Origin of the sequence: Arthrobacter sp. UKPF54-2 (assembly GCF_007858535.1) — a bacterium.
In the GTDB taxonomy this organism is placed as follows: Bacteria; Actinomycetota; Actinomycetes; order Actinomycetales; family Micrococcaceae; genus Arthrobacter.
This window is the reverse complement of sequence record NZ_CP040174.1, coordinates 103003-127455: the sequence shown is the minus strand read 5'-3', so window position 1 is coordinate 127455 and position 24453 is coordinate 103003. Positions and strand designations below refer to the sequence as shown.

At 68.3% G+C, this 24453-nt stretch carries 22 protein-coding genes; 8 read left to right on the top strand and 14 right to left on the bottom strand.

Annotation, left to right across the window (positions count from 1 at the left end; all coding sequences use genetic code 11):
• Positions 1 to 77 precede the first annotated feature (77 nt).
• A complete protein-coding gene (gene nirD / locus E7Y32_RS00575) occupies positions 78 to 455 on the top strand; it encodes a nitrite reductase small subunit NirD (protein ID WP_146335347.1) in 378 nt (125 codons plus the stop codon).
• Here nirD and E7Y32_RS00570 read toward each other — a convergent pair.
• Complete coding sequence (locus E7Y32_RS00570) at positions 452 to 2191, bottom strand: phospho-sugar mutase (RefSeq protein ID WP_146335346.1); 1740 nt, start codon at positions 2189 to 2191, stop codon at positions 452 to 454. The genes nirD and E7Y32_RS00570 overlap by 4 nt on opposite strands.
• A 175-nt stretch (positions 2192 to 2366) precedes the next feature.
• Between E7Y32_RS00570 and E7Y32_RS00565 the strand changes: the two genes are divergently transcribed.
• A complete protein-coding gene (locus tag E7Y32_RS00565; protein ID WP_146335345.1) occupies positions 2367 to 2849 on the top strand; it encodes an Rrf2 family transcriptional regulator in 483 nt (160 codons plus the stop codon).
• Position 2850: 1 nt separating this feature from the next.
• Here E7Y32_RS00565 and E7Y32_RS00560 read toward each other — a convergent pair whose 3' ends face one another.
• Positions 2851 to 3669, bottom strand: a complete 819-nt coding sequence (locus tag E7Y32_RS00560) for a purine-nucleoside phosphorylase (RefSeq protein ID WP_146335344.1) — start codon at positions 3667 to 3669, stop codon at positions 2851 to 2853.
• 82 nt (positions 3670 to 3751) lie between these two features.
• Between E7Y32_RS00560 and E7Y32_RS00555 the strand changes: the two genes are divergently transcribed.
• The 4 genes from E7Y32_RS00555 (at position 3752) to E7Y32_RS00540 (ending at position 9991) form a co-directional block, all read left to right on the top strand.
• Positions 3752 to 5167, top strand: coding sequence for an NAD(P)H-quinone dehydrogenase (locus E7Y32_RS00555; protein ID WP_146335343.1), 1416 nt, complete (start codon positions 3752 to 3754; stop codon positions 5165 to 5167).
• Between the two features lie 465 nt (positions 5168 to 5632).
• Positions 5633 to 7093 carry a hypothetical protein gene (locus E7Y32_RS00550; protein WP_261382492.1) on the top strand — a complete coding sequence of 487 codons (1461 nt, stop codon included), beginning with the start codon at positions 5633 to 5635 and terminating at the stop codon, positions 7091 to 7093.
• Positions 7094 to 7208: 115 nt separating this feature from the next.
• Complete coding sequence (pelF, locus tag E7Y32_RS00545) at positions 7209 to 8897, top strand: GT4 family glycosyltransferase PelF (RefSeq protein WP_146335342.1); 1689 nt, start codon at positions 7209 to 7211, stop codon at positions 8895 to 8897.
• Entirely contained in the window at positions 8894 to 9991 is a 1098-nt protein-coding gene (locus tag E7Y32_RS00540; protein WP_146335341.1) for a putative glycoside hydrolase, read from the top strand. Before pelF ends, E7Y32_RS00540 begins: the two co-directional genes overlap by 4 nt.
• A gap of 74 nt (positions 9992 to 10065) precedes the next feature.
• Here the strand turns inward: E7Y32_RS00540 and E7Y32_RS00535 are convergent, their stop codons facing one another.
• Positions 10066 to 11523 (bottom strand): benzaldehyde dehydrogenase, encoded by a 1458-nt coding sequence (locus E7Y32_RS00535; RefSeq protein ID WP_146335340.1) that lies wholly within the window; start codon positions 11521 to 11523, stop codon positions 10066 to 10068.
• Between the two features lie 179 nt (positions 11524 to 11702).
• On the opposite strand from E7Y32_RS00535, the gene E7Y32_RS00530 reads away from it, so the two are divergent.
• Entirely contained in the window at positions 11703 to 12242 is a 540-nt protein-coding gene (locus E7Y32_RS00530; protein ID WP_146335339.1) for a flavodoxin domain-containing protein, read from the top strand.
• Here the strand turns inward: E7Y32_RS00530 and E7Y32_RS00525 are convergent.
• The 8 genes from E7Y32_RS00525 to E7Y32_RS00495 all read right to left on the bottom strand — a co-directional run bounded on the left by E7Y32_RS00525 (position 12239) and on the right by E7Y32_RS00495 (position 19210).
• On the bottom strand, positions 12239 to 12547 hold the full coding sequence (locus tag E7Y32_RS00525) for a hypothetical protein (RefSeq protein ID WP_146335338.1): 309 nt from the start codon (positions 12545 to 12547) through the stop codon (positions 12239 to 12241). The two genes, E7Y32_RS00530 and E7Y32_RS00525, sit on opposite strands and share 4 nt — an antisense overlap.
• Positions 12548 to 12550: 3 nt before the next feature.
• Positions 12551 to 12775 (bottom strand): hypothetical protein, encoded by a 225-nt coding sequence (locus E7Y32_RS00520; RefSeq protein WP_146335337.1) that lies wholly within the window; start codon positions 12773 to 12775, stop codon positions 12551 to 12553.
• A 93-nt stretch (positions 12776 to 12868) separates the two neighbouring features.
• Positions 12869 to 13039: a hypothetical protein gene (locus E7Y32_RS16195; protein WP_186467007.1), complete on the bottom strand. Its 171-nt coding sequence runs from the start codon at positions 13037 to 13039 to the stop codon at positions 12869 to 12871.
• Positions 13040 to 13156: 117 nt separating this feature from the next.
• Positions 13157 to 14710, bottom strand: a complete 1554-nt coding sequence (locus tag E7Y32_RS00515) for an FAD-dependent oxidoreductase (RefSeq protein ID WP_146335336.1) — start codon at positions 14708 to 14710, stop codon at positions 13157 to 13159.
• Positions 14707 to 16866: a molybdopterin oxidoreductase family protein gene (locus E7Y32_RS00510; protein WP_146335335.1), complete on the bottom strand. Its 2160-nt coding sequence runs from the start codon at positions 16864 to 16866 to the stop codon at positions 14707 to 14709. The genes E7Y32_RS00515 and E7Y32_RS00510 overlap by 4 nt, the downstream gene beginning before the upstream one ends.
• Entirely contained in the window at positions 16867 to 18210 is a 1344-nt protein-coding gene (locus E7Y32_RS00505) for an MFS transporter (protein WP_261382584.1), read from the bottom strand.
• 240 nt (positions 18211 to 18450) lie between these two features.
• Positions 18451 to 18783 carry a thioredoxin family protein gene (locus E7Y32_RS00500; protein ID WP_146335333.1) on the bottom strand — a complete coding sequence of 111 codons (333 nt, stop codon included), beginning with the start codon at positions 18781 to 18783 and terminating at the stop codon, positions 18451 to 18453.
• An 88-nt stretch (positions 18784 to 18871) separates the two neighbouring features.
• Positions 18872 to 19210 (bottom strand): YnfA family protein, encoded by a 339-nt coding sequence (locus E7Y32_RS00495; RefSeq protein WP_146335332.1) that lies wholly within the window; start codon positions 19208 to 19210, stop codon positions 18872 to 18874.
• Between the two features lie 176 nt (positions 19211 to 19386).
• Here E7Y32_RS00495 and E7Y32_RS00490 point away from each other — a divergent pair, with 176 nt between their 5' ends.
• The gene (locus E7Y32_RS00490) at positions 19387 to 20799 is read left to right on the top strand and encodes an MFS transporter (RefSeq protein WP_146335331.1); all 1413 of its coding nucleotides are present in this window, start codon (positions 19387 to 19389) and stop codon (positions 20797 to 20799) included.
• Between the two features lie 225 nt (positions 20800 to 21024).
• On the opposite strand, the gene E7Y32_RS00485 is transcribed toward E7Y32_RS00490, so the two are convergent.
• The 3 genes from E7Y32_RS00485 to E7Y32_RS00475 all read right to left on the bottom strand — a co-directional run bounded on the left by E7Y32_RS00485 (position 21025) and on the right by E7Y32_RS00475 (position 24432).
• Positions 21025 to 21756, bottom strand: a complete 732-nt coding sequence (locus E7Y32_RS00485; RefSeq protein ID WP_146335330.1) for a glutamine amidotransferase — start codon at positions 21754 to 21756, stop codon at positions 21025 to 21027.
• Positions 21757 to 21788: 32 nt separating this feature from the next.
• Entirely contained in the window at positions 21789 to 23633 is a 1845-nt protein-coding gene (locus E7Y32_RS00480) for an acetyl/propionyl/methylcrotonyl-CoA carboxylase subunit alpha (RefSeq protein WP_395940431.1), read from the bottom strand.
• Between the two features lie 124 nt (positions 23634 to 23757).
• Positions 23758 to 24432, bottom strand: a complete 675-nt coding sequence (locus E7Y32_RS00475) for a nucleoside triphosphate pyrophosphatase (RefSeq protein WP_146335329.1) — start codon at positions 24430 to 24432, stop codon at positions 23758 to 23760.
• Between the last annotated feature and the right edge of the window lie 21 nt (positions 24433 to 24453).

Below are 24453 nucleotides of genomic sequence, written 5' to 3'. Positions count from 1 at the left end.
CGCGGTTGAAACACCGCGGTCCTAGCGTGGGGGGTGTGGCCGCAGCGGTGGCCGCGAAAATTCTGAGAGGGGCCATCATGACTGCCGTACTGGAGAGCGCAGCCCGCAGCTTTGTGGAGCGCACCGCAGGCGCCGGACCCGCGTGGCACCGGGTCTGCGCCGTCGAGGACCTGGAGCCGGGCTGGGGCGAGGCCGCGCTTATCGCGGGGCGCCAGGTGGCGCTGTTCCGCACCGCCACCGGCGTGTTCGCGGTGGAACAGGCCGATCCGGCCACCGGCGCGCACGTGATGGCCCGCGGCATCACGGGGTCCCGCGGAACCCGCCCCACGCTGGCCTCGCCCCTGCACAAGGAGGTCTATGACCTCGGCACGGGGGAGTGCCTGGGCAACCCGGAACTGCGCCTGGGCACCTACGCCGCCCGGGTCGCGGACGGCTTCGTCGAGGTGGAGCTCTAGAGCCCCAGCGCCTCGCGCACGTCGGCCAGGACACTGTCAAGGGCCGCCCGGGCCTCGAGCCGCGCCTGCGGCAGTTCGGCGGCGGACCCCACGCTGCGGATCACTTCGAGGTAGCACTTGAGCTTCGGCTCGGTGCCGCTGGGGCGGATGATCACGCGGGTGCCGTCCTTGGTTAGGTAGAGCAGCCCGTCGGTGGGCGGGAGCTGTTCGCTGCCCTCCGCCAGGTCCGCCGCGGTTTCGACGGCGGAGCCGCCGAAGGAGTCCGGCGGGCTGACCCGCAGCCGGTTCATCATGGCGTCCAGCAGGCCCAGGTCGGCCACCCGGATGCTGAGCTGGTCACTGGCGTGCAGCCCGTGCACCAGGTAGAGCTCGTCCAGGGTGTCGAAGATGGTCTTGCCCTCGGCCTTCGCGGCCGCGGCGAGCTCGGCGATCAGCACGGCGGCCGAAATTCCGTCCTTGTCCCGCACCAGCGAGGGTGCGACGCAGTATCCCAGCGCCTCCTCGTAGCCGTAGAGCAGGCCCGGCACCCGGGCGATCCACTTGAACCCGGTGAGGGTTTCCTCGTGGGCGTAGCCGGCGGCGGCGGCAATGCGGGCCAGCAGCCGGGAGGAGACGATCGAATTGGCGAAGACGCCCTCCGCCGCGACGTCGCCGGCGGCCAGCCGCGCCACGACGTGCGCCCCCAGCAGGGCGCCCACCTCGTCTCCGCGCAGCATCCGCCAGGCGCCGGTGTCCGGGTCCTTGGCGGCGACGGCGGCGCGGTCGGCGTCGGGGTCGTTGGCGATCACAATGTCCGCGTCCACCCGGGCCGCGGTTTCCAGGGCGAGGTCCAGGGCACCGGGTTCCTCCGGGTTGGGGAAGTTCACGGTGGGGAAGTCCGGGTCCGGTTCGGCCTGTTCGGCGACCAGCGTGACGTCGGCGAAGCCCGCGGCGTTGAGCACGGCCACGGCCGTTTCCCCGCCCACGCCGTGCATGGGGGTCAAGACAATCTGCAGCTCCCGGGCGGGGAAGCGGTCCGCGGCGGCGAGGGCGGCAACGGCGGCCTCATAGTCGGCGGCGATGGACGGATCCAGCACCGTCCATCCCTCCGGTGCCAGCGCGATCGAGTCCAGGGCGCCGACCGCGTCGATCTCCGCGGCGATCAGCGCGTCGTAGGGTGCGACGATCTGGGCGCCGCGGCCGCTGTCCTCGACGGCGTGCCGGCCCAGGTAGACCTTGTAGCCGTTGTCCTGCGGCGGGTTGTGGCTGGCGGTGACCATCACGCCGCCGTCGCAGTCGAGGGCGCGCACCGCGTAGGCGAGCAGCGGGGTGGGCAGTGCGGCGGGCATCAGGAACGTCTCGATGCCGGCGGCGGTGAAGATCGCGGCCGTCTCTTCGGCGAAGATGTCGGAGTTGTAGCGGGCGTCATAGCCGACGACGGCGCGTGGCCGGGTTCCCGGCGATGCCTTTCCGACGGTGCTGACCAGGAAGGCGGCGAGGCCGGCGGCGGCGCGGCGCACCACCACGCGGTTCATCCGGTTGGGGCCTGCGCCGAGGGCTGCCCGCAGTCCCGCGGTGCCGAACTGGAGGGTGCCGTTGAAGCTGTCCGCCAGCTCGTGCCGGGCTCCGGGAGCGCCCTCCTCCGCGAGGCGGACCAGCTCGGTCAGGGCGGCGGCGGTTGCGGGGTCCGGGTCCTGGGCGGCCCAGGTGCGGGCGTCGCTCAACAGTTGGGTCACGGCGGCATCGGAAGACGTCATGGGTACCAAACTAGCGGCAAATGCGGGCCCGCGCGCCCCGACAAGCGCGGTGCGGGCTTACAGTTCCGTCACACTCAGGCCCGGCGCAGGACTTCCGAAGGATCGGCTCAAGACCGCAGCCGGTGCAGCCGCGGGCCATTGACACCAAATTTTCCGGACACGTAACGTCTTGAATATGAAAATGGGACGCGGGGTGGAGTGGGCTCTGCACTCCTGCGTCAACATGTCCTGGACGCCGCCGGGGGAGGCCGTGAACAGTGCCCGGCTCGCGGCGTTCTACCGCCTCCCTGCGGCGTACCTGAACAAGCAGCTCCAGGCCTTGGTCCGGGCCGGCATCCTGACCTCGGTTTCCGGCCCGCGCGGCGGCTTCCACCTGGCGCGCCGGCCGGAAAACATCACGGTGCTCGATGTGGTGCTGGCTCTGGAGGGACAGGAGCCGGCGTTCCGCTGCGAAGGCATCCTGGGCAGCGTCCCGGAGGCGGACCGGCAGGAAAACTTCGTGCGGACCTGCCTGATTTCCCAGACCATGCGGCAGGCGGAACTGGCCTGGCGGCAGGCGCTGGCGCGGCAGACCATTGCCGGGATCGCCGAGTCCATGGAGCGCCGGTTCCCCGGGGACCGGGAGAAGGCCGTCCGGCACCTGAGCGCCGCGGGCTAACTCAGAGCTTGGCGATGATCTCCGCGAGCAGCTTGGAGATGCGCGGTCCCGCGGACTGGCCGGCCTCGAGGACCTCCTCGTGGCTCAGCGGCACCGGGCTGATGCCGGCGGCGAGGTTGGTCACCAGCGAGATGCCGAAGACCTCCATGCCGGCGTGGCGGCCGGCGATGGCTTCCAAAGCGGTGGACATGCCCACCAGGGACGCGCCGATCCGCTTGGCGTACTGCACCTCGGCCGGGGTCTCGTAGTGCGGGCCGGTGAACTGGGCGTAGACGCCCTCGTCCAGGCTGGGGTCCACTTCGCGGGCCAGGCCGCGGATCCGCGAGGAGTAGAGGTCGGTGAGGTCTACGAAGGTGGCGCCCTCAAGCGGTGACGTGGCGGTGAGGTTGATGTGGTCGCTGATCAGCACCGGGGTGCCCGGCGCCCAGTCCTCGTTGAGTCCGCCGCAGCCGTTGGTCAGGACCAGGGTCTTGCAGCCGGCGGCGGCCGCGGTGCGGACGCCGTGGACGACGGCGCGGACGCCCTTGCCCTCGTAGTAGTGGGTGCGGGCGCCCAGGACCAGGGCGCGCTTGCCCTCCTTGGTCAGCACGGAGCGGATGGTGCCGACGTGGCCTACCACCGAGGGGGAGGAGAAGCCGGGGACCTCGTCCGCGGAGAGCGTCGCGGTGGTCTCGCCGATCAGGTCGGCGGCGTCGCCCCAGCCCGAGCCGAGCACCAGTGCCACGTCGTGGCTGTCAACGCCGGTCTCTTCGGCAATGTAGTCGGCGGCGGCGCGGGCGGCGTCGAAGGGGTCCGTGTTCAGGAATTCTGTATTACTCACTGGTACAAGCTACCGTGCCGGCCCCGCGCTGCCCAGCATCCTTATTGGTGGCGCCGGTCCGGATGATGGACAATGGATGATTGTGACTACGCATCCCGATTTCAGTGCACCCCGTATCGCGATTCTGGGCGGAGGGCCCGGCGGCTACGAAGCCGCCATGGTCGCAGCCTCCCTGGGGGCGCAGGTCACCATCATTGAACGCGCCGGACTCGGCGGATCCGCGGTGCTGACCGACGTCGTACCGTCCAAAACCCTGATCGCGACGGCGGACCTGATGACCCGCGTGGGGGAGGCCGGCGAGCTGGGCGTGAAGTTCGACCTCGACGGCGGCGACTGCACCCCGACGATGCGCGCGGACCTCAAGCACATCAACGACCGCCTGCTGGGCCTGGCCCGGCAGCAGTCCGCCGACATCCAGAAGGGCCTCGAGGGCCAGGGCGTCCGCATCCTGCTCGGCTCCGGCAAGATGCTGGACAACCACACGATCGAGGTCCTCACCGCCGAGGGCACCGAGACGATCGAGGCCGACGCCATCCTGCTCGCGGTTGGCGCCCACCCGCGCGAACTGCCCACCGCCCGCCCGGACGGCGATCGCATCCTGAACTGGGCGCAGATCTACAACATGGACGAGCTTCCCGAGGAACTGATCGTGGTGGGTTCCGGCGTCACCGGCGCCGAATTCGCCTCCGCCTACAACGGCCTCGGCTCCAAGGTCACCCTGATTTCCTCCCGCGACCGCGTGCTGCCCGGCTCGGACACGGACGCCGCCGAGGTGCTTGAGGGCGTTTTTGAACGCCGCGGCGTGAAGGTGCTCTCCCGGGCCCGCGCCGAGACCGTGGAGCGCACGGACGACGGCGTTGTGGTCACCCTTGGCGACGGCTCCAAGGTCACCGGCAGCCACTGCCTCGTGGCCGTCGGCTCCATCCCCAACACCGCCGGGATCGGTCTCGAGGAGGCCGGCGTCGCGCTGACCGAGAGCGGCCATATCAAGGTCGACGGCGTCTCGCGCACCACCGCGCCGAACATCTACGCCGCGGGCGACTGCACCGGCGTGCTGGCCCTCGCCTCGGTCGCGGCCATGCAGGGACGCATCGCGATCGCGCACTTCCTCGGCGACAGCGTCACCCCGCTCAAGCTGCACCAGGTGGCCTCGAACATCTTTACCTCGCCCGAGATCGCCAACGTCGGCGTCTCCGAGGCCGAGATCGACTCCGGCAAGTATCAGGGCGACGTCGTCAAGCTCTCGCTGAAGAGCAACGCCCGCGCCAAGATGCGCAACCACAAGGACGGTTTTATCAAGATCTTCGCCCGGAAGGGCTCCGGCACGGTGATCGGCGGCGTTGTGGTGGGCCCGAACGCCTCCGAGCTGATCTTCGCGATCTCCCTTGCGGTCACGCAGAAGCTGCACGTCGACGACGTCGCCAGCACCTTTACCGTGTACCCGTCGCTGAGCGGCTCCATCTCCGAGGCGGCACGGCGGCTTCACGTCCACATGTAGCCCCGGCTCATTGGGGATTTTTCCACCCGCTCTCGGATCAAGAACCGCGACGAACTCTGGTTGGCTCGCACCCACACCGGCAGCATCGTGACATAGCGGAGTTCCGGGCCGTCCGACGGCCAAGTAATCGTGGCGCCGGATCTGAGTAGTTGTGGGGCTGGCTGTACGTAGTGGGGCCACAATTCGGCTCACTAAATCAGGTAACAACTACTCGCGTTCGTGCTCCATGCCGTAGGTAGATTTTCGAGTGGGCCCAAACGACCCGCCAAGTCTTCGGTTCAGGAATGGGCGGGCCCGAAATCAGTGGCTGACTGCGCGAACCTCAGCACCGTTGCACGGGCTGTCGCGTGATGAAGCACTGACGAGACAGGGCTATTTTTCACATTCACGTGCCGTGACCGTGTGATGCGCGGTTGTGGGCAGTCTGATGCCGGGCACGTGTGTGACGCGTTGCAGGGGGAAGCAATGAAATCACTCACGTCCCTGATGAGGGACACCTACGCTCGGACACGGACCCTGGCGATGATCGCGGGCATGGTGCTCACGGGGCTGGTTCCATTTGTCGATGGAGTAATGCCAGCCGGGTTCTCGATTGTTCTGCTGGCGGTCGGCGCAGGTGTGGTCATGATCGCCCTACTGGTCATGATGCGCCCAGGCATTGACAACGCCGAAGAATCGACGGAAACAAACGGTGACGCCCGTACTGGGGCAGCCCTCCTGCTGTATCTTTCGCCGGTCATCCTATTGAACGTGGTCTACCCAATGGTGAGCCCTGCAATGGCGGCGGTGGATGTAGGGGGCGTGCCATTGACTCTCGTGGTGTTGGCCTCGTCCATCACGGTGCCCTGGCTCGCGCAAGCGGCCTGTCTGCCGGCCTACCGGGTAATCGGAGACCTCATGGCTGAACGGGATCTGGAAGCTATCACACGACGTTTTTGCCAATTTTGGCCGATGATGTTTGTGCAGTCGCTCCCGCTAGTCGTGGTGTTTGCGCTGCCGCTGTGGCTAGTAACGGGATGGACTCCCACAGCGTTGGCCATCTTTGCCTCCTTGTGCGGATTGCACCTCCTATTCGTCCAGTCCCTGGTGATGTCCAATGTGGCTAACCGCCGAGGCGCCTGGGCGCTCGCCTGGAGCGCGTACGCCGGTGCCCTCTTTCTAGCGCCTACGCTCTGGTGGCTGCCGCCGCTGATTGGGTCTCTCACCCAGCTCGCGGCCATGGGCCCAGGACTACGCCACCTCGGCGTAGCGCATCGTATTGGAGCCCGGGAGTTCAGCGCCGATGTCCTCCGTGGACTTCTGATGGGCTCGGTCCTGTGGGCCGACAAGTTGGTGCTTTTCCTCGCTACCGGGGGCGACTTTCAAGTGGTCGTGGTGTTTGCAGCAATGCTGCCGGCCGTCGTCGCTTACAACTTCTACTTCATCAACTTGGCACCGCGTGTTGACCGCGAGATGGCAGGACTCCACCGGACTATTTCCGGGGGACCGATGGCGACCCTCCTCACGGCGTCGAAGCGCTTGAGCCTTGTCGTTGACCGGTCCGTGCTGACAACGGGAACCATTGGCGTACTTCTCACTTTGGCAGTTTCGTTGGTGGTCAACGGGCTGCTGCCGACGCAGGTGCTGCTGGCAGTCTTCGCCGGCGCATCTTCCTGGGCGTTCATGATGCTCACCCTCCTGAGCTACGAACTCGACTTCATCGGAGAAAAGGTCTCCCCTCAGTTCTTGGGGGGCGCGCATCTAGTCCTGTGCGTGGCTGCGTTCTACGTGTTGGGAGTTCCGGGTGGGGACGGCAACGGAGCGGGCGCCTACGCGGCGCTGGTTGTTGCCGATCTCCTTCTGGTTGGTGTGGCATGGCTGCTCTACAAACGACATTGGGTTCAGCCGGAGTACACCCTGTTCTGGCGCCACGCCACCACCTGGTGATCCGGGACGCACCGTCTCCCTCGGCTCATAAGTTCAGCATCGTGGTTGGGCTCCACCCCGCCTAATTCCCCGTCTGCCTTGCACAGGCACACCCCAGCGCTCCGAAGGAACAAACATGTACAGCTTTCACCTCCCTAAAGCCCGGCGGGCAAAGCTTCAAGACTCGCTGACCCCGGCCGCCCAGGAAATCCGTAGTCGGGAGTATCCGGACGTAGACGTGGCGATCGTCATGGAGTCCACTTACCCTTACCTCAAAGGCGGCGTGTCGGCCGTCGTGCACGACATTGTTACCCACAATCCGGACCTCACCTACGGGATCATCCACATCACGTGGGACTCCGACTCCCCACACGAGGACCTGTACGGAATGCCAAGCAATGTCCTTTGGGTTCGGCCGGTGTACCTCAATATGCAGGAGCACCGACACAATTTTCTAGCGGTTTCCGCCAAAGATCTTGCCATGACCGCTGAGGAGCGGACGGCGCTTTCCCACCGCCTATTCGACGCCCTATATGCCCTTGCGGAGGACGGCGAAACGCAGGCACTGTGGGACCTCATTGGCGAGGGCCTTAACGAACGCACGCGACGTTATCCGCTGTGGGCGCTGCTGGGATCCCGCGAGTTCATGGAAGCACTGGCTCTGCGAATGCCGCAGCTCAATCTCTCCCTGGCAGACTCCTTCTGGACGCTGCGTAATTTCTTCTCCCTGGCCTTCGCCATTCTTGGCGAAACGATGCCGCGGGCCCACGTCTACCACGCCCACACCACAGGCTACGCATCCTTGCTGGGGGCAGCAGCTGCAAGGGACCATGAGTCTTCCTTCCTGCTCACAGAGCACAACCTTTACGTCCGGGATACGATCAACACTTTGCTGGATCGGAATATGGCTTTGTCCATAACGTCGGACGACTACCGAATTTTTGACGTGACGCCCGAACAGAGGGCATGGATGGCGTGGTGGACGGAAATGGGCCACTTCTGCTACCCGAGCGCCAAGCTCATCACGTACTTGTACCCCACAGCGATTACCGAGGCGGCAAGCCTGGGAACTGATATCGACAAGGCGGTGGTGGTACCAAACGGTATGGTCATCGAGGAGTTCGAGGAAAAGCACCGCGCTCGCCAGTCGGCGTTGCCGGAAATCATGCGCGCTCCGTCAGCGCACACTTGGCGGCTCGTATTTATTGCGCGCATAGTTCCCATCAAGGGGCTCATGGACCTGCTGTCCAGCATCCACCTCCTGAGTCAGCGCGGCTTCCCGAACCTGCATTTGGATGTGCTGGGCCCAACGGGGCATGTGCCCGCCTACTACGAAGCGTGCCTGTCCAAGATCGAGAGTCTGGGCCTGCACGATCAGGTAACTATCCACGGCACGGTCAATGTTCGCGACATGCTGGATCAGTTCGACGTTCTCGTACTCCCCAGCTATAACGAGGGGCAGCCCATCGTGGTTCTCGAGGCCATGGCAGCTGGCATACCCACGGTGGGATCTGACGTGGGAGGCATGGGCCAACTCGTTGCGGAGAACCTCTACACCTCCGACGGCCGCACCGTGGGTCCTTGCGGGGTACTCACAACTCCGGGCGATGTGCATCAGATGGCCGCGGGCATTGAGGCAGTCGTCGGCAACATGGCGACCTACAGCGAGTACTCGGTCAACGCCCGCGCACGCGTGCAAGAGTTCTTTCAGATGCACGATGTTATGACTTCCTACAACGAGATCTATCGTGCCCTGGGCAACATTCCCGTTCTGGCCGGGGACGAGACTTCCCACGTCGAGTACAGCTCGCAAGTGGCCCTGTGAGCGGTGTCGGAGCCTGGATCCGCTATGGCGATCCGATCACCCCCGAGCAGCTCGATTTCGCCGCCGAACACTACCGGGCCGCGATCTTGCAGCCATGGGAGCTGGACGCCGCCCGGGAGCTGAAGCAGCGGCGGCCGGACATGACCTTGCTGTGCTACAAGTGTCTGTCCTCGACACGCGATTACGAGCCTGGACCCATCTATTCGTCAGGGGTCTCCTATCTAGAGGCAGAAGCCGCCGGTGCACAGTGGTTCTCACGACGGCTGGACGGGGAGCGCGTCCAGTGGGAGCGCTATCCGGGACACTGGCAGATGACGGTGTGGGATGAAGACTATCGCTCCCAGTGGGTTGCCAACGTCGTTGCCGAACTCCGGGACTCTCCCTTCGACGGCGTCATGGGAGACAACGACGTGTTCGACGACTACTACGGCTTGAACCTGCCATTGTCAGGTGTGGAATCCCTTTCAGGGCTCCGGGACGGCCTGAACAGCTTGGTCCATGCTGCCGGCCAGGCGCTGAATCGGGTCGGAAAGATCCTGGTTCCCAACATCGCCGAGTCCCGGCGTGAGAAGGGTCGTTGGGCATCCCACGCCTCCTACGGAGGCGGCTTCGAGGAGGTCTGGTTGGGCTACGGCCCCACCAACCTCTTCGGCCCGGCAACCGTGGAAGCCCAACTCACCCAGGCTAGCGGCCCAGGACTTACCATTCTTCGGGTCCCCACCGATGGAGACGATCGCCACCCCAATTTCAGCTACGGCCTGGCTGCGTTCTGGATATTCAACGCCGGCACCGGAGCATACTCCGCGACTGCCCACGACGATTACAGCCGGACGCAGCACACCCCGGAGCTTGATTGGAACCTGGGGGCACCACTGCATCCCGCGACGGGACAGGGAGACGTATGGTCGCGGGAGTTTACCGGGGGCTGGGCGGCGGTAAATTTCAATGAGGACGGACGCTGTCGCCGGCGGGTGACCGTGCCCCCGGGGATGGTTGATGCGACCGGCACTTCGTCGCCACGTCAGATTGTTCTGCGTCCACACCGCGGTATCGTCTATCGGCGCACCCAGCTTCCAGAGGGCCAGCGCCGCTGATGACTTCTCGGTTGCAATTCAGCAGGCCCATGACGTGCGTTGCGGAGCAGAAGGCCTCTAAGTACGACCTTCGCCTAGAACGGGTACGGCGCGATGTCCGGGCGCATGGTGAGCCACTGGATCTCGGTGAAGGACTCCATATTGGCGTGGTGCCCGCCGATCCGTGAGCCGTTGCCGGAGTTCTTCACCCCGCCAAAGGGCGAGTTCGCCTCGTCGGAGACCGTCTGCTCGTTGATGTGGACCTTGCCGGAGTCCAGCCGGTCCGCAATGGTCATGGCCATGCCGACCTCGCCCAGGATGCCGATGGAGAGGCCGTATTCGTTGTCGTTGGCCAGCGCCACGGCCTCATCGAGGGTGGAGAACTTCATCACCGGTGCCACCGGGCCGAAGATCTCGTCCTTCCACGCCGGGCTGTCTTGGGCCAGGTCCACCAGCACCGTGGGCTGGTAGAACCGGCCGTCATGGGTCCCGCCGGCGGCCAGCCGCGCCCCGGCCTGCACCGCGTCCTGCACAATGCCGTCCACCCGCTGCAGTTGGCGTTCGTCGATCACCGGGCCCAGGGCCACGGTGCCGCTCTTGGGGTCTCCCACCGGCAGGTGCCCGGCCTTCTCGGCGAGCGCGGCCACGTAGTCCTCGTAGATGTCCTCGTGCACAATGTGCCGTCCGGCCGCCATGCAGATCTGGCCCTGGTGCATAAACGATCCGAACGCCGCCGCGGAGGCGGCCTTGGCCAGGTCCGCGCCGGGCAGCACAATCAGCGCGTTGTTGCCGCCGAGTTCCAGGTGGGCGCGCTTGAGCAGCCGCCCGGCCGCCTCGCCCACCTTGCGGCCGGCCGCCGTCGAGCCGGTAAAGGCGATCACGCGGACTTCGGGGGCCTCGACGACGGCGGCGCCGACGTCCGCGCCGCCGGGCAGCAGCGAGAGCAGCCCCGGCGGGAGTCCGGCCTCCTCGAAGATCCGCATCACGGTGACGCCGCCGCAGACCGCGGTGCGGGGGTCCGGCTTGAGCAGCACGGCGTTGCCGAGGGCCAGGGCCGGGGCGACGGCGCGGATCGAGAGGATGAGCGGGAAGTTGAACGGCGCGATCACGGAGACCACCCCCACGGGCCGGCGCCGGGCGAAGGACCAGCGGTTTTCGTTCGAGGTGAGCACGTCCCCGGCCGGCAGCGAGGGCAGCGCGGAGGCGTCGTAGCATTCGTTGGCGGCGATGTGGGTCTCCAGCCCGGCCTTCGGCGGGATGCCGCCGGATTCGCGGACGATCCAGTCCTGGATTTCCGCGCCGTGTTCCTCCCAGAGCTGGCCGGCCCGGCGCAGCACGGCGGCCCGGTCCTCGGGGTTCCGGGCGGCCCACTCCTTCTGGGCTTTCGCGGCGGTGGTGGCGGCTTCGCGGACGTCCGCCACGGAGGCGACGCCGTAGCTGCCCAGGGTCTCGCCGGTGGCTGGTTCGACGGCGTCAGCAGTCCCGCCTCCGCCGGTGCGCCAGCCGTTGAGGTAGATTTTGCCCTCCCAGAGGGCGGAGTCGAGCAGGGACATCTTTGTCCTTTCATCGTGGGGACCGTGGCGTGCGGAGGCGTCGGGGCCGGACCCGAAAGCGAAGGTGCGGCCCCGTCCATCACATGTCGTGCCGCCGTCGCCGTCAAGACCCGCCCACTATTGACCCTCGGTGACATTCGGCCCTAGCCCCGGGCCGCGGGTGCTGGGCACGGTGGACCATGGCCAATATTTACATTCCCTTCGGGACCGTCGAGGGCCAGACCGCCCGGATCGCCGAGTACATCGCCTACGTGATCCGCGAGCACGGCCACGAGGCCCGAGCGGCGGACCTGCAGAGTTCCGGTGACTCCTTCCCGGACGACTGCGACGGCGTCATCGTCGGAGCCTCGGTCCACATGGGCAAGCACGAGGGGTTCGTTACTGATTTTGTCCGCGCGAACAAGGCGGCGTTGGAGCGGCTGCCCTCGGCGCTGTTCTCGGTCAGCCTCGCTGCCCACGGGGACGAGGAAAGCGCGGAAGGGTACGTGGAGAAATTCGAGGAGGAGACTGGCTGGCGACCGGCGCACGTCGGCCTGTTCGCCGGGGCGCTGCCCTACACCCAGTACGGCTTCCTCAAGCGGCACATGATGAAGCGGATCACCAGCAGCAAGGGCTCACCGGACACGGACCTGTCCCGTGATTACGTCTACACCGAGTGGGACGGCGTCCGGCGTTTCGCCGAGGACTTCGTGGCCGGGCTGCCTGCCGCAAAGGCTTAGGCCGCTGCCGCTCGGACGGTGTCCGGCGTCGAACTCCCGAGGGCCATCCGGGCTGCCACCAGGGCCAGCAGCAACCAGCCGGCCGGCCGGGTCCGTTTCAGCCCGAGGACCGCAGCCGGGAACGCCAGGGCGACGACGCCGACGGCGAGCACCGGCCCGTTGTCGTCCTGGAAGCCGCGCGCCATCGCCGGGTCGAGGGCGAACCACACACAGATGGCGATGAATGCGGCGGTCAGCGCCGTCAGCAGGGGAGCGGTCCCGGCTGGCCAGAACCAGGCTAGGGCCGCGAGGACCAGCATCGGCACCGCTCAGGCGAGGATCATCAGCAACCCCGCGGTGCCGCCCGGCTCGTCCATGGCGTAACCGCCGATGAATGCCCCGCCGAAAGCGGTGAAGACCGCCATCAGCACCGCGCCCGTCTTCACGGGTGCGGCGGCGCGCCGCCGCACATCCTTCTGCCGGCCAAAGACCACTCCCAGCACGACGGCGACCACAACGACGGCGGCAACCGCCAGGATCATGGGGACGGACACGGCTGCCTCCTGGAGACGGTGAGAACCTGTGCCCATTGAACGCTTGCGGGAGTGGGCGGGCCAAGGGGAGAAAGGCTGACGGGGATGAGGGCCTTAGCCCATCCCGGACGGTCCGGCCCAGGCAGCGAAAGTCCCGCCCCCTCCGCCTCCGCTGTCGTCGTCCTTGCCGCAACGCCGGCAGCGCTTGTCCAGAGCGCCGTCCTCGGCATGTTCGATATGCCAATCATGCTGAATATTCAGCTTGCACAGCAGCGCCTTGAACATGGTCCTCTCCGCTCCACTCCACGTCCGAGATCAGTAACTTAATCATTGCGCTCGCGTTGCGGCCGCAGAAGACCTGGGGCTCAATTTCCGGAGGGAACGACAGCTGTCCGGCCAGACCTACGCCACGGCGCCCTGGAAGTGCTTCTCGATGAGCCCCTTGATGTCTTCGTGGCAGCCGCCGCAGCCGGTGCCGGCGCGGGTCTCCGCGGACACCTCGGCCACCGTCCCGCACCCTCCGGTCACTGCGGCGGCAATGGCGGTTCCGCTCACCCCCGCGCAGCGGCACACGGTCCGCTCGGGATCGGACGCGGTAGAAGGAGCCTGGTCCGGGCCGTCCAGGCGCAGCAGCAGCGACCGGTCCGCGGGCAGCTCGGCGCCGCGTTCGAAGAGCTGCACCAGTTCGGCCGCGGTGCGGGGCATGCCCACGGCCACCAGGCCCTCGAGCACTCCGGCCCGGGTGGTCATCTTGACGTAGCGGCCGTGCTCGGGGTCGGACCACTGGGCTACCTGCAGCCGCGCCCGCCCGCCCACGGCACCGGCGGTCAAAGCCTCCTCATCCCATGGCTCGGCGGACACATCGCCGGCCACGGCCATGGTCAGGCCGCGGGCCTTGAGTACCACCACGCCCGGCTGTTCAGCCGGCAGCGGCGGCAAGGCATCAGCCCCGGCACCAGAACCGGACGCCAGCAACGTCAGGTACCCGGCCAGCCACTCGGCCTGCCGCCAGCCCGGCCCCACCAGCCCGGACGGGCCCCGCGCACTCCGGCACGCCAGACAATCCGGGTCGGGGCAGCGGACCTCGGCGCAGTCACCGATCGCGAAAATGTGCGGCTCGTGGTGCGCCCTTAAGCGGTGGTCCACCAGTATCCCGGCCCCCGTCGACAGCCCGCAGCCCTCCGCCAGCTCCGTTCGCGGTCGCACGCCGCAGGAGAGCACCAGCAGCTCGCCGTCGATCGCGGAACCGTCCTCCAGCAGCAGCGCGGAGAAGGCGCCGTGGGCCCCGGTCTCCACGGCCACCGAGCGGGCGTTGCCAGCCACCCGTACACCGCAGTTCCGCAGCGAGGCCGCGAGCACGGCACCGCCGCCGCGGTCGATATTGCGGCCCAGCGGGTGCGGGCCATTGTGCACCACGGTCACGGTGGCGCCCTCCTCGGCCGCGGCCAGCGCCGTCTCCAGGCCCAGCACGCCGCCGCCCAGGACCACCACGCGCTTACCGCCGGCCACCGCCGCCTGCAGCGCCGCGGCATCCGCCAGGTCCCGCAGCGCCGTCACCCCGGCGGGCAGCACGGGGGCGGCCGGATCCGGGTTCAGCCCGGTGAGGTTGGGGATCACCGGCCGGGACCCGGTGGCGAAGACCAGCCGGTCGTAGCCCGGGGAACTGCCGTCGGCCAGCAGGACCCGCTGCCGGGCTCGGTCCACCCTTCGGACCCGGACCCCCAGCCGGACGTCGACGCCGTCGGCCACCAGTGCCGCCGCATCCGCCAGCGCCAAGGCGGCGGCCGTGGTCCGCCCGACGCCGAGGTCCGCCACCAGCACGCGGTTGTACGCGGCCTCCGTTTCCTCGCCGACGACGGTCAGGTGCACCAGCCCGCCCCGCACCGCCGGGATCAGTTCATCGATCAGCCGTGCCGCCACCGGGCCGAAGCCCACCACTACAATCCGTTCCGTCATGGGGCACCTTCCATCTGCAGGACCTCCGCGCGGGCGCCCGCCGCGGCCGGCCTCACCCACACCTTGCTGGTCTTGAACTCGGGCATCCCGGAGACCGGGTCCGTGGCCGCCTCGGTGAGCCGGTTGGCGCTCTCCAGCCCCGGGAAGTGGAACGGCAGGAACACGGTCTCCGGCCGGATGCCCGCGCTGAGCTCGGCCCGGCAGAGGACCTCGCCGCGGCCGTTGGTGACAGCGACGACGTCGCCCTCGGCGATGCCCTGCGCCGCGGCGGCCGCCGGGTGCAGCTGCAGGCGGGCCTCGGGCCGGGCCGCGGCGAGGGCTGCCACCCGGCGGGTCTGGGCGCCGGACTGGTAGTGCTCCAGCAGGCGCCCGGTGATCAGGGTCATCGGCGTGCCCGCGGCTTCCGGAACCGCGGCAAGCGTACGCCGGCGGGGAGCCACCGGGGTGAAGACCGCCCGGCCGTCCGGATGGGCAAATGAGTCCAGGAACAGCCGAGGGGTGCCCGTGCTGCCGGCCGGGTAGGGCCAGTAGGCTTCCTCGCCGCGGTCCAGCAGGGCGTAGTCGATGCCGGAGTAGTCGGCCAGTCCGCCGGCGGAGGCTAGCCGGAGCTCCTCGAACACGATCTCCGGGTCCTCGCTGAAGGTCGACGGCGCCTCGAGCAGCTCGGCCAGCCGGGTCATGATCCACAGTTCGCTGCGGACCCCGGGCGGGGGCGCGATGGCCCGGCGCCGGCGCAGCACCCGGCCCTCGAGGTTGGTCAGGGTGCCTTCCTCCTCGGCCCATTGGGTGACCGGCAGGATCAGGTCCGCCTCGGCCGCGGTCTCGGAGACGAAGAAGTCGCAGACCACCAGGAAGTCCAGGCTGCGCAGGCCGGCGATCACTGCGTTGGCGTCGGGCGCGGAGACCGCCACGTTGGCTCCGTGCACGAAGAGGCAGCGGACGCCGTCGGGCTGTCCCAGGGACGTGAGCAGTTCGACGGCGGGGACGCCGGGGCCGGGGATGGCGGTCTCCGGGACGCCCCAGACTTCGGCCATGTGGGCGCGAGCGGCGGGGTCGGTGATCTTGCGGTAGCCGGGGAGCTGGTCCGCTTTCTGTCCGTGTTCGCGGCCGCCCTGGCCGTTGCCCTGGCCGGTGAGGGTGCCGTAGCCGCTGCGTGCCGAGCCGGGCAGGCCCAGCAGCAGGGCGAGGTTGATCGCGGCGGTGGCGGTGTCCGTCCCGTCCACGTGCTGTTCCACGCCGCGGCCGGTGAGGACGTAGCTGCCGCCGCGCGCCCGGCCCTCGGCGAGCCGGCGGGCGGTGTCCCGGATCAGCCCGGCCGGGACCCCGGTGAGGGACTGCACCCGCTCGGGCCAGTAGGAGGCGACGCTGCGGGCCACAGCCTCGTAGCCGGTGGTCCGGTCGGCGATGTACCCGGCGTCGGCGAGTCCTTCGTGGATGACCACGTGCGCCAGGCCCAGCAGCAGCGCGAGGTCGGTGCCGGGCAGCGGCTGCAGGTGCAGGCCGCCGCCGTCGGCGGTGAACGCGGCGGTGGCGGAGCGGCGGGGGTCGACGACGATCAGCCCGCCGGCGTCGCGCGCGCCCTGCAGGTGCTGGACGAACGGCGGCATGGTCTCGGCGACGTTGGAGCCGAGCAGCAGGATGGTGCTGGCGGCGTCGAGGTCCGCCAGCGGGAACGGCAGGCCGCGGTCCAGGCCGAAGGCGCGCATCCCGGCGGCTGCGGCGGAAGACATGCAGAACCGGCCGTTGTAGTCGATCCGCGAGGTGCCCAGGGCCAGCCGGGCGAACTTGCCCAGCTGGTACGCCTTCTCGTTGGTGAGCCCGCCGCCGCCGAAGACCCCGACGCCGTCCGGCCCGTAGCGGCCGCGGGCCGCGTTCACCGCTGTGACGATGCGGTCCAGGGCCTCGTCCCAGCCGACCGGGCGGTGCACGCCGTCGGCGCCTTTGAGCAGCGGCTCGGTGACGCGGCCGGGGTGCTCCAGCAGCGACGCCGAGGTCCAGCCCTTGCGGCACAGGCCGCCGCGGTTGGTGGGGAAGTCGCGGCCGGCCACCTCCACCGGGGCCTCATCTAGCGGATCGGTATCCGCCGCCGGGGCGGTCAGTGTCATGGCGCACTGCAGCGCGCAGTAGGGGCAGTGGGTGGCGGCGCCGTCGGCCATTTAGACGTGTCCTTTGCCGTGACGGGTGGCGGGGCGCAGGTAGCAGGCCCAGCAGACGGCCAGCATCAGGAGGTAGGCGGCGACGAAGCCGTAGAAGGCCGGGGTGTAGGAGCCGCTGGCGGTGTTGGAGGCGTTGAGCACCTGCGGGATGACAAAGCCGCCGTAAGCGCCGATCGCCGAAATCAGGCCCAGCGCGGAGGACGCCAGCCGCTGGGTGGCCACGGTGCTGGCCCCGGACCGGGCCGCCCGGCTGTGCAGGGCGAAGATCACCGGGATCATCCGGTAGGTTGCCCCGTTGCCGAAGCCGCTGGCCGTGAACAGCGCCAGGAAGAGGATGAGGAAGAGCCAGAAGTTCGCCAGCGGCAGCGTGAAGACCATGGTCAGGGTGATCACGGCCATCGCAGCGAACGCCGTCACGGTCATCCGCGCCCCGCCCAGCCGGTCCGCCATCCGGCCGCCGAAGGGCCGGGCCAGCGATCCGACCAGCGGGCCCAGGAACGCCAGCGACAGCGCCACGGTGCCGACACCGATCGAGGAGAACGCCGGGAAGTAGTCCTTGATCAGCTTGGGGAACACGCCGGCGAAGCCGATGAAGGAGCCGAAGGTGCCGATGTAGAGCAGGGCCATGATCCACAGGTGCGGTTCCTTGACCGCGGCGAGCGAGCCGGCGACGTCGCCCTTGGCACTGGTGAGGTTGTCCATGTACTTCCAGGCGCCGAACGCGGCCAGCAGGATCAACGGGATCCACATCAGCCCGGCCACCGGCAGGTTCACGGCGCCCGCGGCCAGCACCGTGATGGCGATCGGGACGGCGAGCTGGGCGACGGCGGCGCCGAGGTTCCCGCCGGCGGCGTTCAGTCCCAGCGCCCAGCCCTTTTCGCGGGCCGGGTAGAAGAAGGTGATGTTGGCCATCGAGCTGGCGAAGTTGCCGCCGCCGAAGCCGGCCAGGGCGGCCACCAGCAGCATCACGCCGAACGGGGTGCCGGGGTTGCCGACGCACAGGGCAAGCCCGGTCGAGGGGATCAGCAGCAGCAGGGCCGAGACGATGGTCCAGTTCCGTCCGCCGAAGCGGGGAACCATAAAGGTGTAGGGGATCCGGAGCGTCGCACCGACCAGGCTGGGCATCGAGATCAGCCAGAAGATTTCGTTCGTGGAGAAGCGGAAGCCGGCCGCGGGGAGCTGGACCACCACAATCGACCAGAGCTGCCAGACCACAAAGCCCAGGAACTCCGCGAAGATGGACCAGTTCAGGTTCCGCCGGGCGATGCCGCGGCCCAGGGATTCCCACTGGGTCTGGTTCTCGGCGTCCCAGTTGGCGATCCAGCGGCCCGGGCGGTACTCCAGTGCGGGGCCGCCGACGGCGGTGCGGTCGGCGGTGCGGTCGGCGGTGTTGCGGTCCGCGGGCGAGGTGCGGCCGGGGGCGGTTGCGGCGGGCGCGGAGCCGGCGTCGTGGTTCGGGGAAACGCCGGTAATGGCGTCGGCAATGCGTTCAGTCACGGGGACCTCCTTCGGGGATGTCCCTCAAAACTAGGGATGCCGCGTTTCCGGGACCCTCGCGCTTTGTTAACGTGCTGTGACGTTTGCCTATCGGCGCTTTTGTGACGGCGTGAGGCCGCGGTGCGTCAGCGCACCAATGATCTGCTCGACGGTTGGTGCGCCCGCATGTCCGCCCGGTACGGGGTAGATGCGGCAGGCGAGATCACTGCTGGGCGCCCCGCCGGGGAAGATGTCGGCCCCGTCCGCGGTGATCGTGGGCGAACCGGCGAATCCCCTCCCGGCCGTGTCGGCGGCAGACTCCACCAGTTGCAGATGGACCGCGACGTCGTCGCGCCCCAAGGCGGCAAGGGCGGCTTCGACCCGTTCGAGCGCCCGCGCAGTGTTGGGGCAGTCCGCGATGTGGAGGATTTCTATTTTCATACTCTTGGGTTCCTGTCCGGTCACGTGCCTACGTTGCGCCTTCGGTGAGTTTCTTCTGGCCGAATATCTCTTCGCCGTCGATGAGGAGTCAGCCGGCGCTGCGCGGCGCGAACATAATCACGGCCACACCCAGCAGGCAGATCGCCGAACCGGCGATGTCCCACCGGTCCGGACGGAAGCCGTCGAAGATCATGCCCCAGGCCAGGGAACCCGCGACGAACACGCCCCCGTAGGCGGCAAGGATTCTGCCAAAGTGGGCGTCGGGCTGCAGCGTGGCGGCAAAACCGTAGATGCCCAGGGCGATCACCCCGAGCCCGGCCCACCACCATGGCTTGCCTTCGCGGACCGCCTGCCACACGAGCCACGCGCCGCCGATTTCAGCGGCAGCAGCCAGGACGAACAACAGGATCGTTTTTGCAATGCTCACGCGTCCATCATGTCAGTGCGCGGTGGCGGAGCGCGTACTGCGGACGACACGGGGTGTCCAAATAATGGAACATTTGTCCATTGGCTGGACGCGGGGAACTATTATCGGACGTATATCCATTCCTCAGCCGGACGCCTCTCCGCAGGGCGGCCCGGTCTTCATGAAAGCGTCACTACATGTCATCCACCGCCACTTCAGCGGAGCAGGGCTCTGCCAAGCAGGTGAACTCGCGCGGCCGCGTGATCGTCGCCAGCCTGATCGGCACCACCGTTGAGTTCTACGACTTCTACGTCTACGCCACGGCCGCCGTCCTGGTCTTCCCGAAGCTCTTCTTCCCGGGCCAGAACGAGACCACCCAGCTGCTGAGCTCCTTCGCCGTCTTCGGCGTCGCATTCATCGCCCGCCCGCTCGGCTCGATCGTCTTCGGCCACTTCGGTGACAAGTTCGGCCGCAAGGGCACCCTCGTGGCGTCGCTGCTCACCATGGGCATCGCGACCTTCCTGATCGGCTGCCTCCCCACCGCTTTGGTCCCGGGCTGGGAGTTCTGGGCCCCGGCCCTGCTGGTCGTTATGCGCTTCGCCCAGGGCCTGGCCCTCGGCGGCGAATGGAGCGGCGCGGCCCTGCTGGCCACCGAGAACGCCCCGGCCAACAAGCGCGCCATCTACGGCACCTTCCCGCAGTTGGGCGCACCCATCGGCTTCATCATCGCCAACGTGATCTTCCTGGTCTTCAGCTACGCCCTCTCGCCGCAGGCCTTCGCCGACTGGGGCTGGCGTGTGCCGTTCCTGCTCAGCGCCGTGATGGTCATCATCGGCCTGTACGTCCGCCTCAAGCTGATCGAAACCCCGGCCTTCACCAAGGTCATCGAGTCCAATGAGGTCGCCAAGCTGCCCCTGGGCCGCGTCTTCAAGACCAGCTGGCGCCAGCTGATCCTGGGCACCTTCATCATGCTCGCCACCTACGTGCTCTTCTACCTGATGACCACGTTCACGCTGACCTACGGCACCCGCGCCTCCAGCCTGGACGCCGCCAAGGCCGCCGCCGAGAAGGCCGGCAAGCCGATGACCGAGGCGGCAGCCGCCGCATTCGTTCCGGGCCTGGGCTACACCCGCAACGACTTCCTCTGGATGCTGATTGCCGGCGTCGTGTTCTTCGGAATCTTCACCCTGGTCTCCGGCCCGCTGGCTGAAAAGTACGGCCGCCGCAAGATGCTGATGGCTGTCACGGCCGGCATCTTCGTCTTCGGCCTGCTGTTCGTCCCGCTGTTCAGCGGCGGCTTCATCGGCACCATGGCCCTGCTGATCATCGGCTTCTCGCTGATGGGCCTGACCTTCGGTCCGATGGGCGCGCTCCTGCCCGAACTGTTCCCGACCAACGTCCGGTACACCGGCTCGGCCGTCAGCTACAACGTCTCGTCCATCCTGGGCGCGGCGGTGGCACCGTTCATCGCCGTCTGGCTGTGGGAAATGGCGAAGGGCAGCCCGATCCTGGTGGGCGTGTACCTCACCTCGATGGCCGTGCTGACCCTGATCGCCCTGTATGTCAGCAAGGAAACCCGCGACCTGGAATACGAGAACAACGTCGCCTGACGCTCCAGCCCGGTTACTGGTTGAGATGCCCGGTGTGTTCGGTGAACACGCCGGGCATTTCCGTGTTCAGACGCTCCCGCACGTCTGGTCGGTGATGTTCCGACGCCCCCGCAGGTCTGGTGGGTGTGGGGTGAACGCTCCCGCACCCAAGGCCGTTCCCGGATCTGCGGGAGCGTCGTGGAAGGGGCGGCCGGATCTGCGGGAGCGTCGTGGAATGGGGTCGCGTTACCGCGCGTAGCGCTCCACGAAGTTCCGCAGGATGGCCATCGGTTCGGTGACATTATGCTGCCGGGCCTGGGCCATCAGTTCCTCGGCCGAGTCGGGCGGGAAGTAGCCGGCATGGCGGTAGATGTCGATCCGGGTGGTCAGGCCCTCGACGTCGAGCTCGGGGTGGAACTGGGTGGCATAGAGGTTGGTCCGGATCCGGAACATCTGCACGGGGCAGGTCTCGGAGCTGGCCAGCAGCACCGCCCCGCTCGGCAGCACGGTGCACGCCTCCTTATGGCCCACGAACGCCGTGAACCGCTCCGGCAGCCCGCGCAGGAGCGGGTCCAGCTTCCCGGCATTGGTCTGCCTCACGGTGACGCCGCCGAGCCCCTCGCCGTAGGTCCGGTCGATCACGGCGCCCTGGTGCAGGCCGAGGGTGCCGACGCCGTAACAGGCGCCCAGGAACGGGAAGTCCTCGGCCACGATCCTGTCCAGCAGGGCAAACAGCTCGCGCTCCACCCGGTGCTGGACCTCGCTCTTGTGCTCCGCGGGATCGCTCGAGGTGAAGGGGCTTCCGCCCACAATGACGCCCGAGTAGTCGCTGAGCGCCAGCCGGGGCAGCGGCGCGGCCTCCATCCGGATCCGGTGCAGCTGGGCCTCCACCAGCCCGGTGTAGCGCAGGTAGGCGAGATATTCGTCGTCGGCGGCGGCGTCCTCGGCGCGGGAGGCGAGCAGCAGGAAGGGCTTCACGTACTAAGTCTGCCTCCCGCCGCCCGCTGCCGCTATTCGGCCGCCTCGCCGTCCTCGATCATCGCGATGACCGCGCCCGCGGAGACGGTCTCGCCGGCCGATGCGGAAAGACCGATGACGATGCCGGCGCGGTGCGCGGTGAGCGGCTGTTCCATCTTCATGGCCTCGAGCACCACCACAAGGTCGCCCTCGGCCACCCGTTCGCCCTCGGCCACGGCCACCTTCACGATGGTGCCCTGCATGGGGGAGGTCAGGGCGTTGCCGCCGGCCGGAGCCGCCGCGCTGGCGCTGCGGGAGCGCTTCTTGGTCTTCGCCGGCTTGGCGCCACCACCGCCGGAGACGGTGCCCAGCGACGTCGGCAGCACTACTTCGAGCCGTTTGCCGCCGACCTCGACGACGACGCGCTGGCGGTCGCCGGCGTCGGGCGCCTCGGCCCCGGCGCCGGACGGCGTCCAGGCGGGGATGTTGTTGACGAAGGAGGTCTCGATCCAGCGCGTGTGGACCTTGAACGGGCCTTCGGCGGGGGCGAAGTCGGGGTTGGTGACCACGGCGAGGTCGAAGGGGATGACGGTGGGGATGCCCTCCACCACCATCTCTTCAAGGGCACGGCGGGAGCGCTGCAGCGCCTGGCTGCGGGTGGCGCCGGTGACGATCAGCTTGGAGAGCATCGAGTCGAAGTTGCCGCTGATCACGTCGCCCTGTTCGACGCCGGAGTCGATCCGCACGCCGGGGCCGGTGGGGTTCTTGAGGCCGGTGATGGTCCCGGGAGCGGGCATGAAGTTCCGGCCCGGGTCTTCACCGGTGATGCGGAATTCGATCGAGTGGCCGCGGACTTCCGGGTCGCCGTAGCCGAGCTCCTCGCCGCGGGCCAGCCGGAACTGCTCGCGGACCAGGTCGATGCCGGTGACTTCCTCGGAGACGCAGTGCTCCACCTGCAGGCGGGTGTTGACCTCGAGGAAGGAGATGGTGCCGTCCTGGCCGACGAGGAACTCGCAGGTGCCGGCGCCGAGGTAGCCGGCCTCCTTCAGGATGGCTTTGGACGATTCGTAAAGCCGCCGGTTCTGTTCCTCGGTGAGGAACGGGGCCGGGGCTTCCTCGACCAGCTTCTGGTTGCGGCGCTGCAGCGAGCAGTCGCGGGTGGAGACGACGACGACGTTGCCGTGCGCGTCGGCGAGGCACTGGGTCTCGACGTGGCGAGGGGCGTCGAGGAAGCGTTCGATGAAGCATTCGCCGCGGCCGAAGGCGGCGGTGGCCTCGCGCACGGCGGATTCGAAGAGTTCGGGGATTTCCTCCCGGCTGCGGGCCACCTTGATGCCGCGTCCGCCGCCGCCGAAGGCTGCCTTGATGGCGACCGGGAGGCCGAACTTGTCGACGAATTCGAGGATTTCCTCGGCGGATTCGACCGGGTCTGCGGTGCCGGGAACCTGCGGGGCGCCGACCTTCTCGGCGATGTGGCGGGCCTGGACCTTGTCGCCGAGGGCGGAGATGGCCTCGGGGGAGGGCCCGATCCAGGTGATCCCGGCGGCGATCACCTTGGCGGCAAACTCGGCGTTTTCGGCGAGGAAGCCGTAGCCGGGGTGGACGGCGTCGGCGCCGGCGCGCTGGGCCACCTCGATCAGCTTGTCCATCACGAGGTAGGACTCGGCGGCGGTTTTGCCGCCCAGGGCGTAGGCCTCATCGGCGAGCTTGACGTGCAGGGCGTCGCGGTCCGGATCCGCGTACACGGCCACGGAGGCGATGCCTTCATCGCGGGCCGCGCGGATGATGCGCACCGCGATTTCGCCGCGGTTGGCGATCAGCACCTTGCTCAGGGGGCGGGTGCCCGGCGTGGTGGTGGCGGGCACGGGCGTTGCGGACTGCTCCGAATTTGCTGACAAGGCGTCTCCTTCTTTCCTTCAGGGAGCCTAGCGCGGTTTTGTGGGTTCCGCCGAGATTACTTGCGGATCCCGCGCGTAAACGGCCGATCCTTTGTGGGGTTCCTACAAGGGGGTGCGAAATGGCTCACTCGGCGCGAATGTCCGCCGGGTCGGCGGCGCCACCGGTCCAGAGCTCCGTCACGCCCACCTTGGCCTGGCCCAGGAGGGCCCGCAGGGTGGAGATGGAGAGCCCGACGACGGTGTGCGGGTCGCCGTCGACCTTGCGGATGAACGCCCCGCCGTAGCCGTCGATCGTGAAGGAGCCGGCGCACTGCAGCGGTTCGCCGGTGGCGATGTAGCTGTCGATTTCGTCCTCGCTCATCTCCAGGAAGTGCACCTCCGCGGAGTTCACGGAGCCGAGCGTCGCGCCGGTGCCGCCGTCGCTGTTCGGGCCGGCGTCGGTGTCCCGGCAGTCGACCAGCCAGTGGCCGGTGTGCAGCACGCCCATGCCGCCGCTCATCCGGAGCATCCGCTCCTTGGCGACCTCGGCGGTGTAGGGCTTGCCGTGGGCCTCGCCGTCGAACTCGAAGACCGAGTCGCAGCCGATCACCAGGGCGCCCTCGGCCTCCGGCAGCGAGGCGACGGCCTCGGCCTTGGCGCGGGCAAGCAGCAGGGCGGTGTCGTGCGGGTCGGTCACGCCGTAGCGGGCCTGCACGGCGTCCTCATCGACGTCGGAGACGAGGACCTCGTGGGCGATGCCGGCGTTGCTGAGCAGCTTGGTGCGGGCGGGGGACTGGGAGGCGAGGATCAGGCGGGTCACGGAACCAGCGTAGTTCCTCGG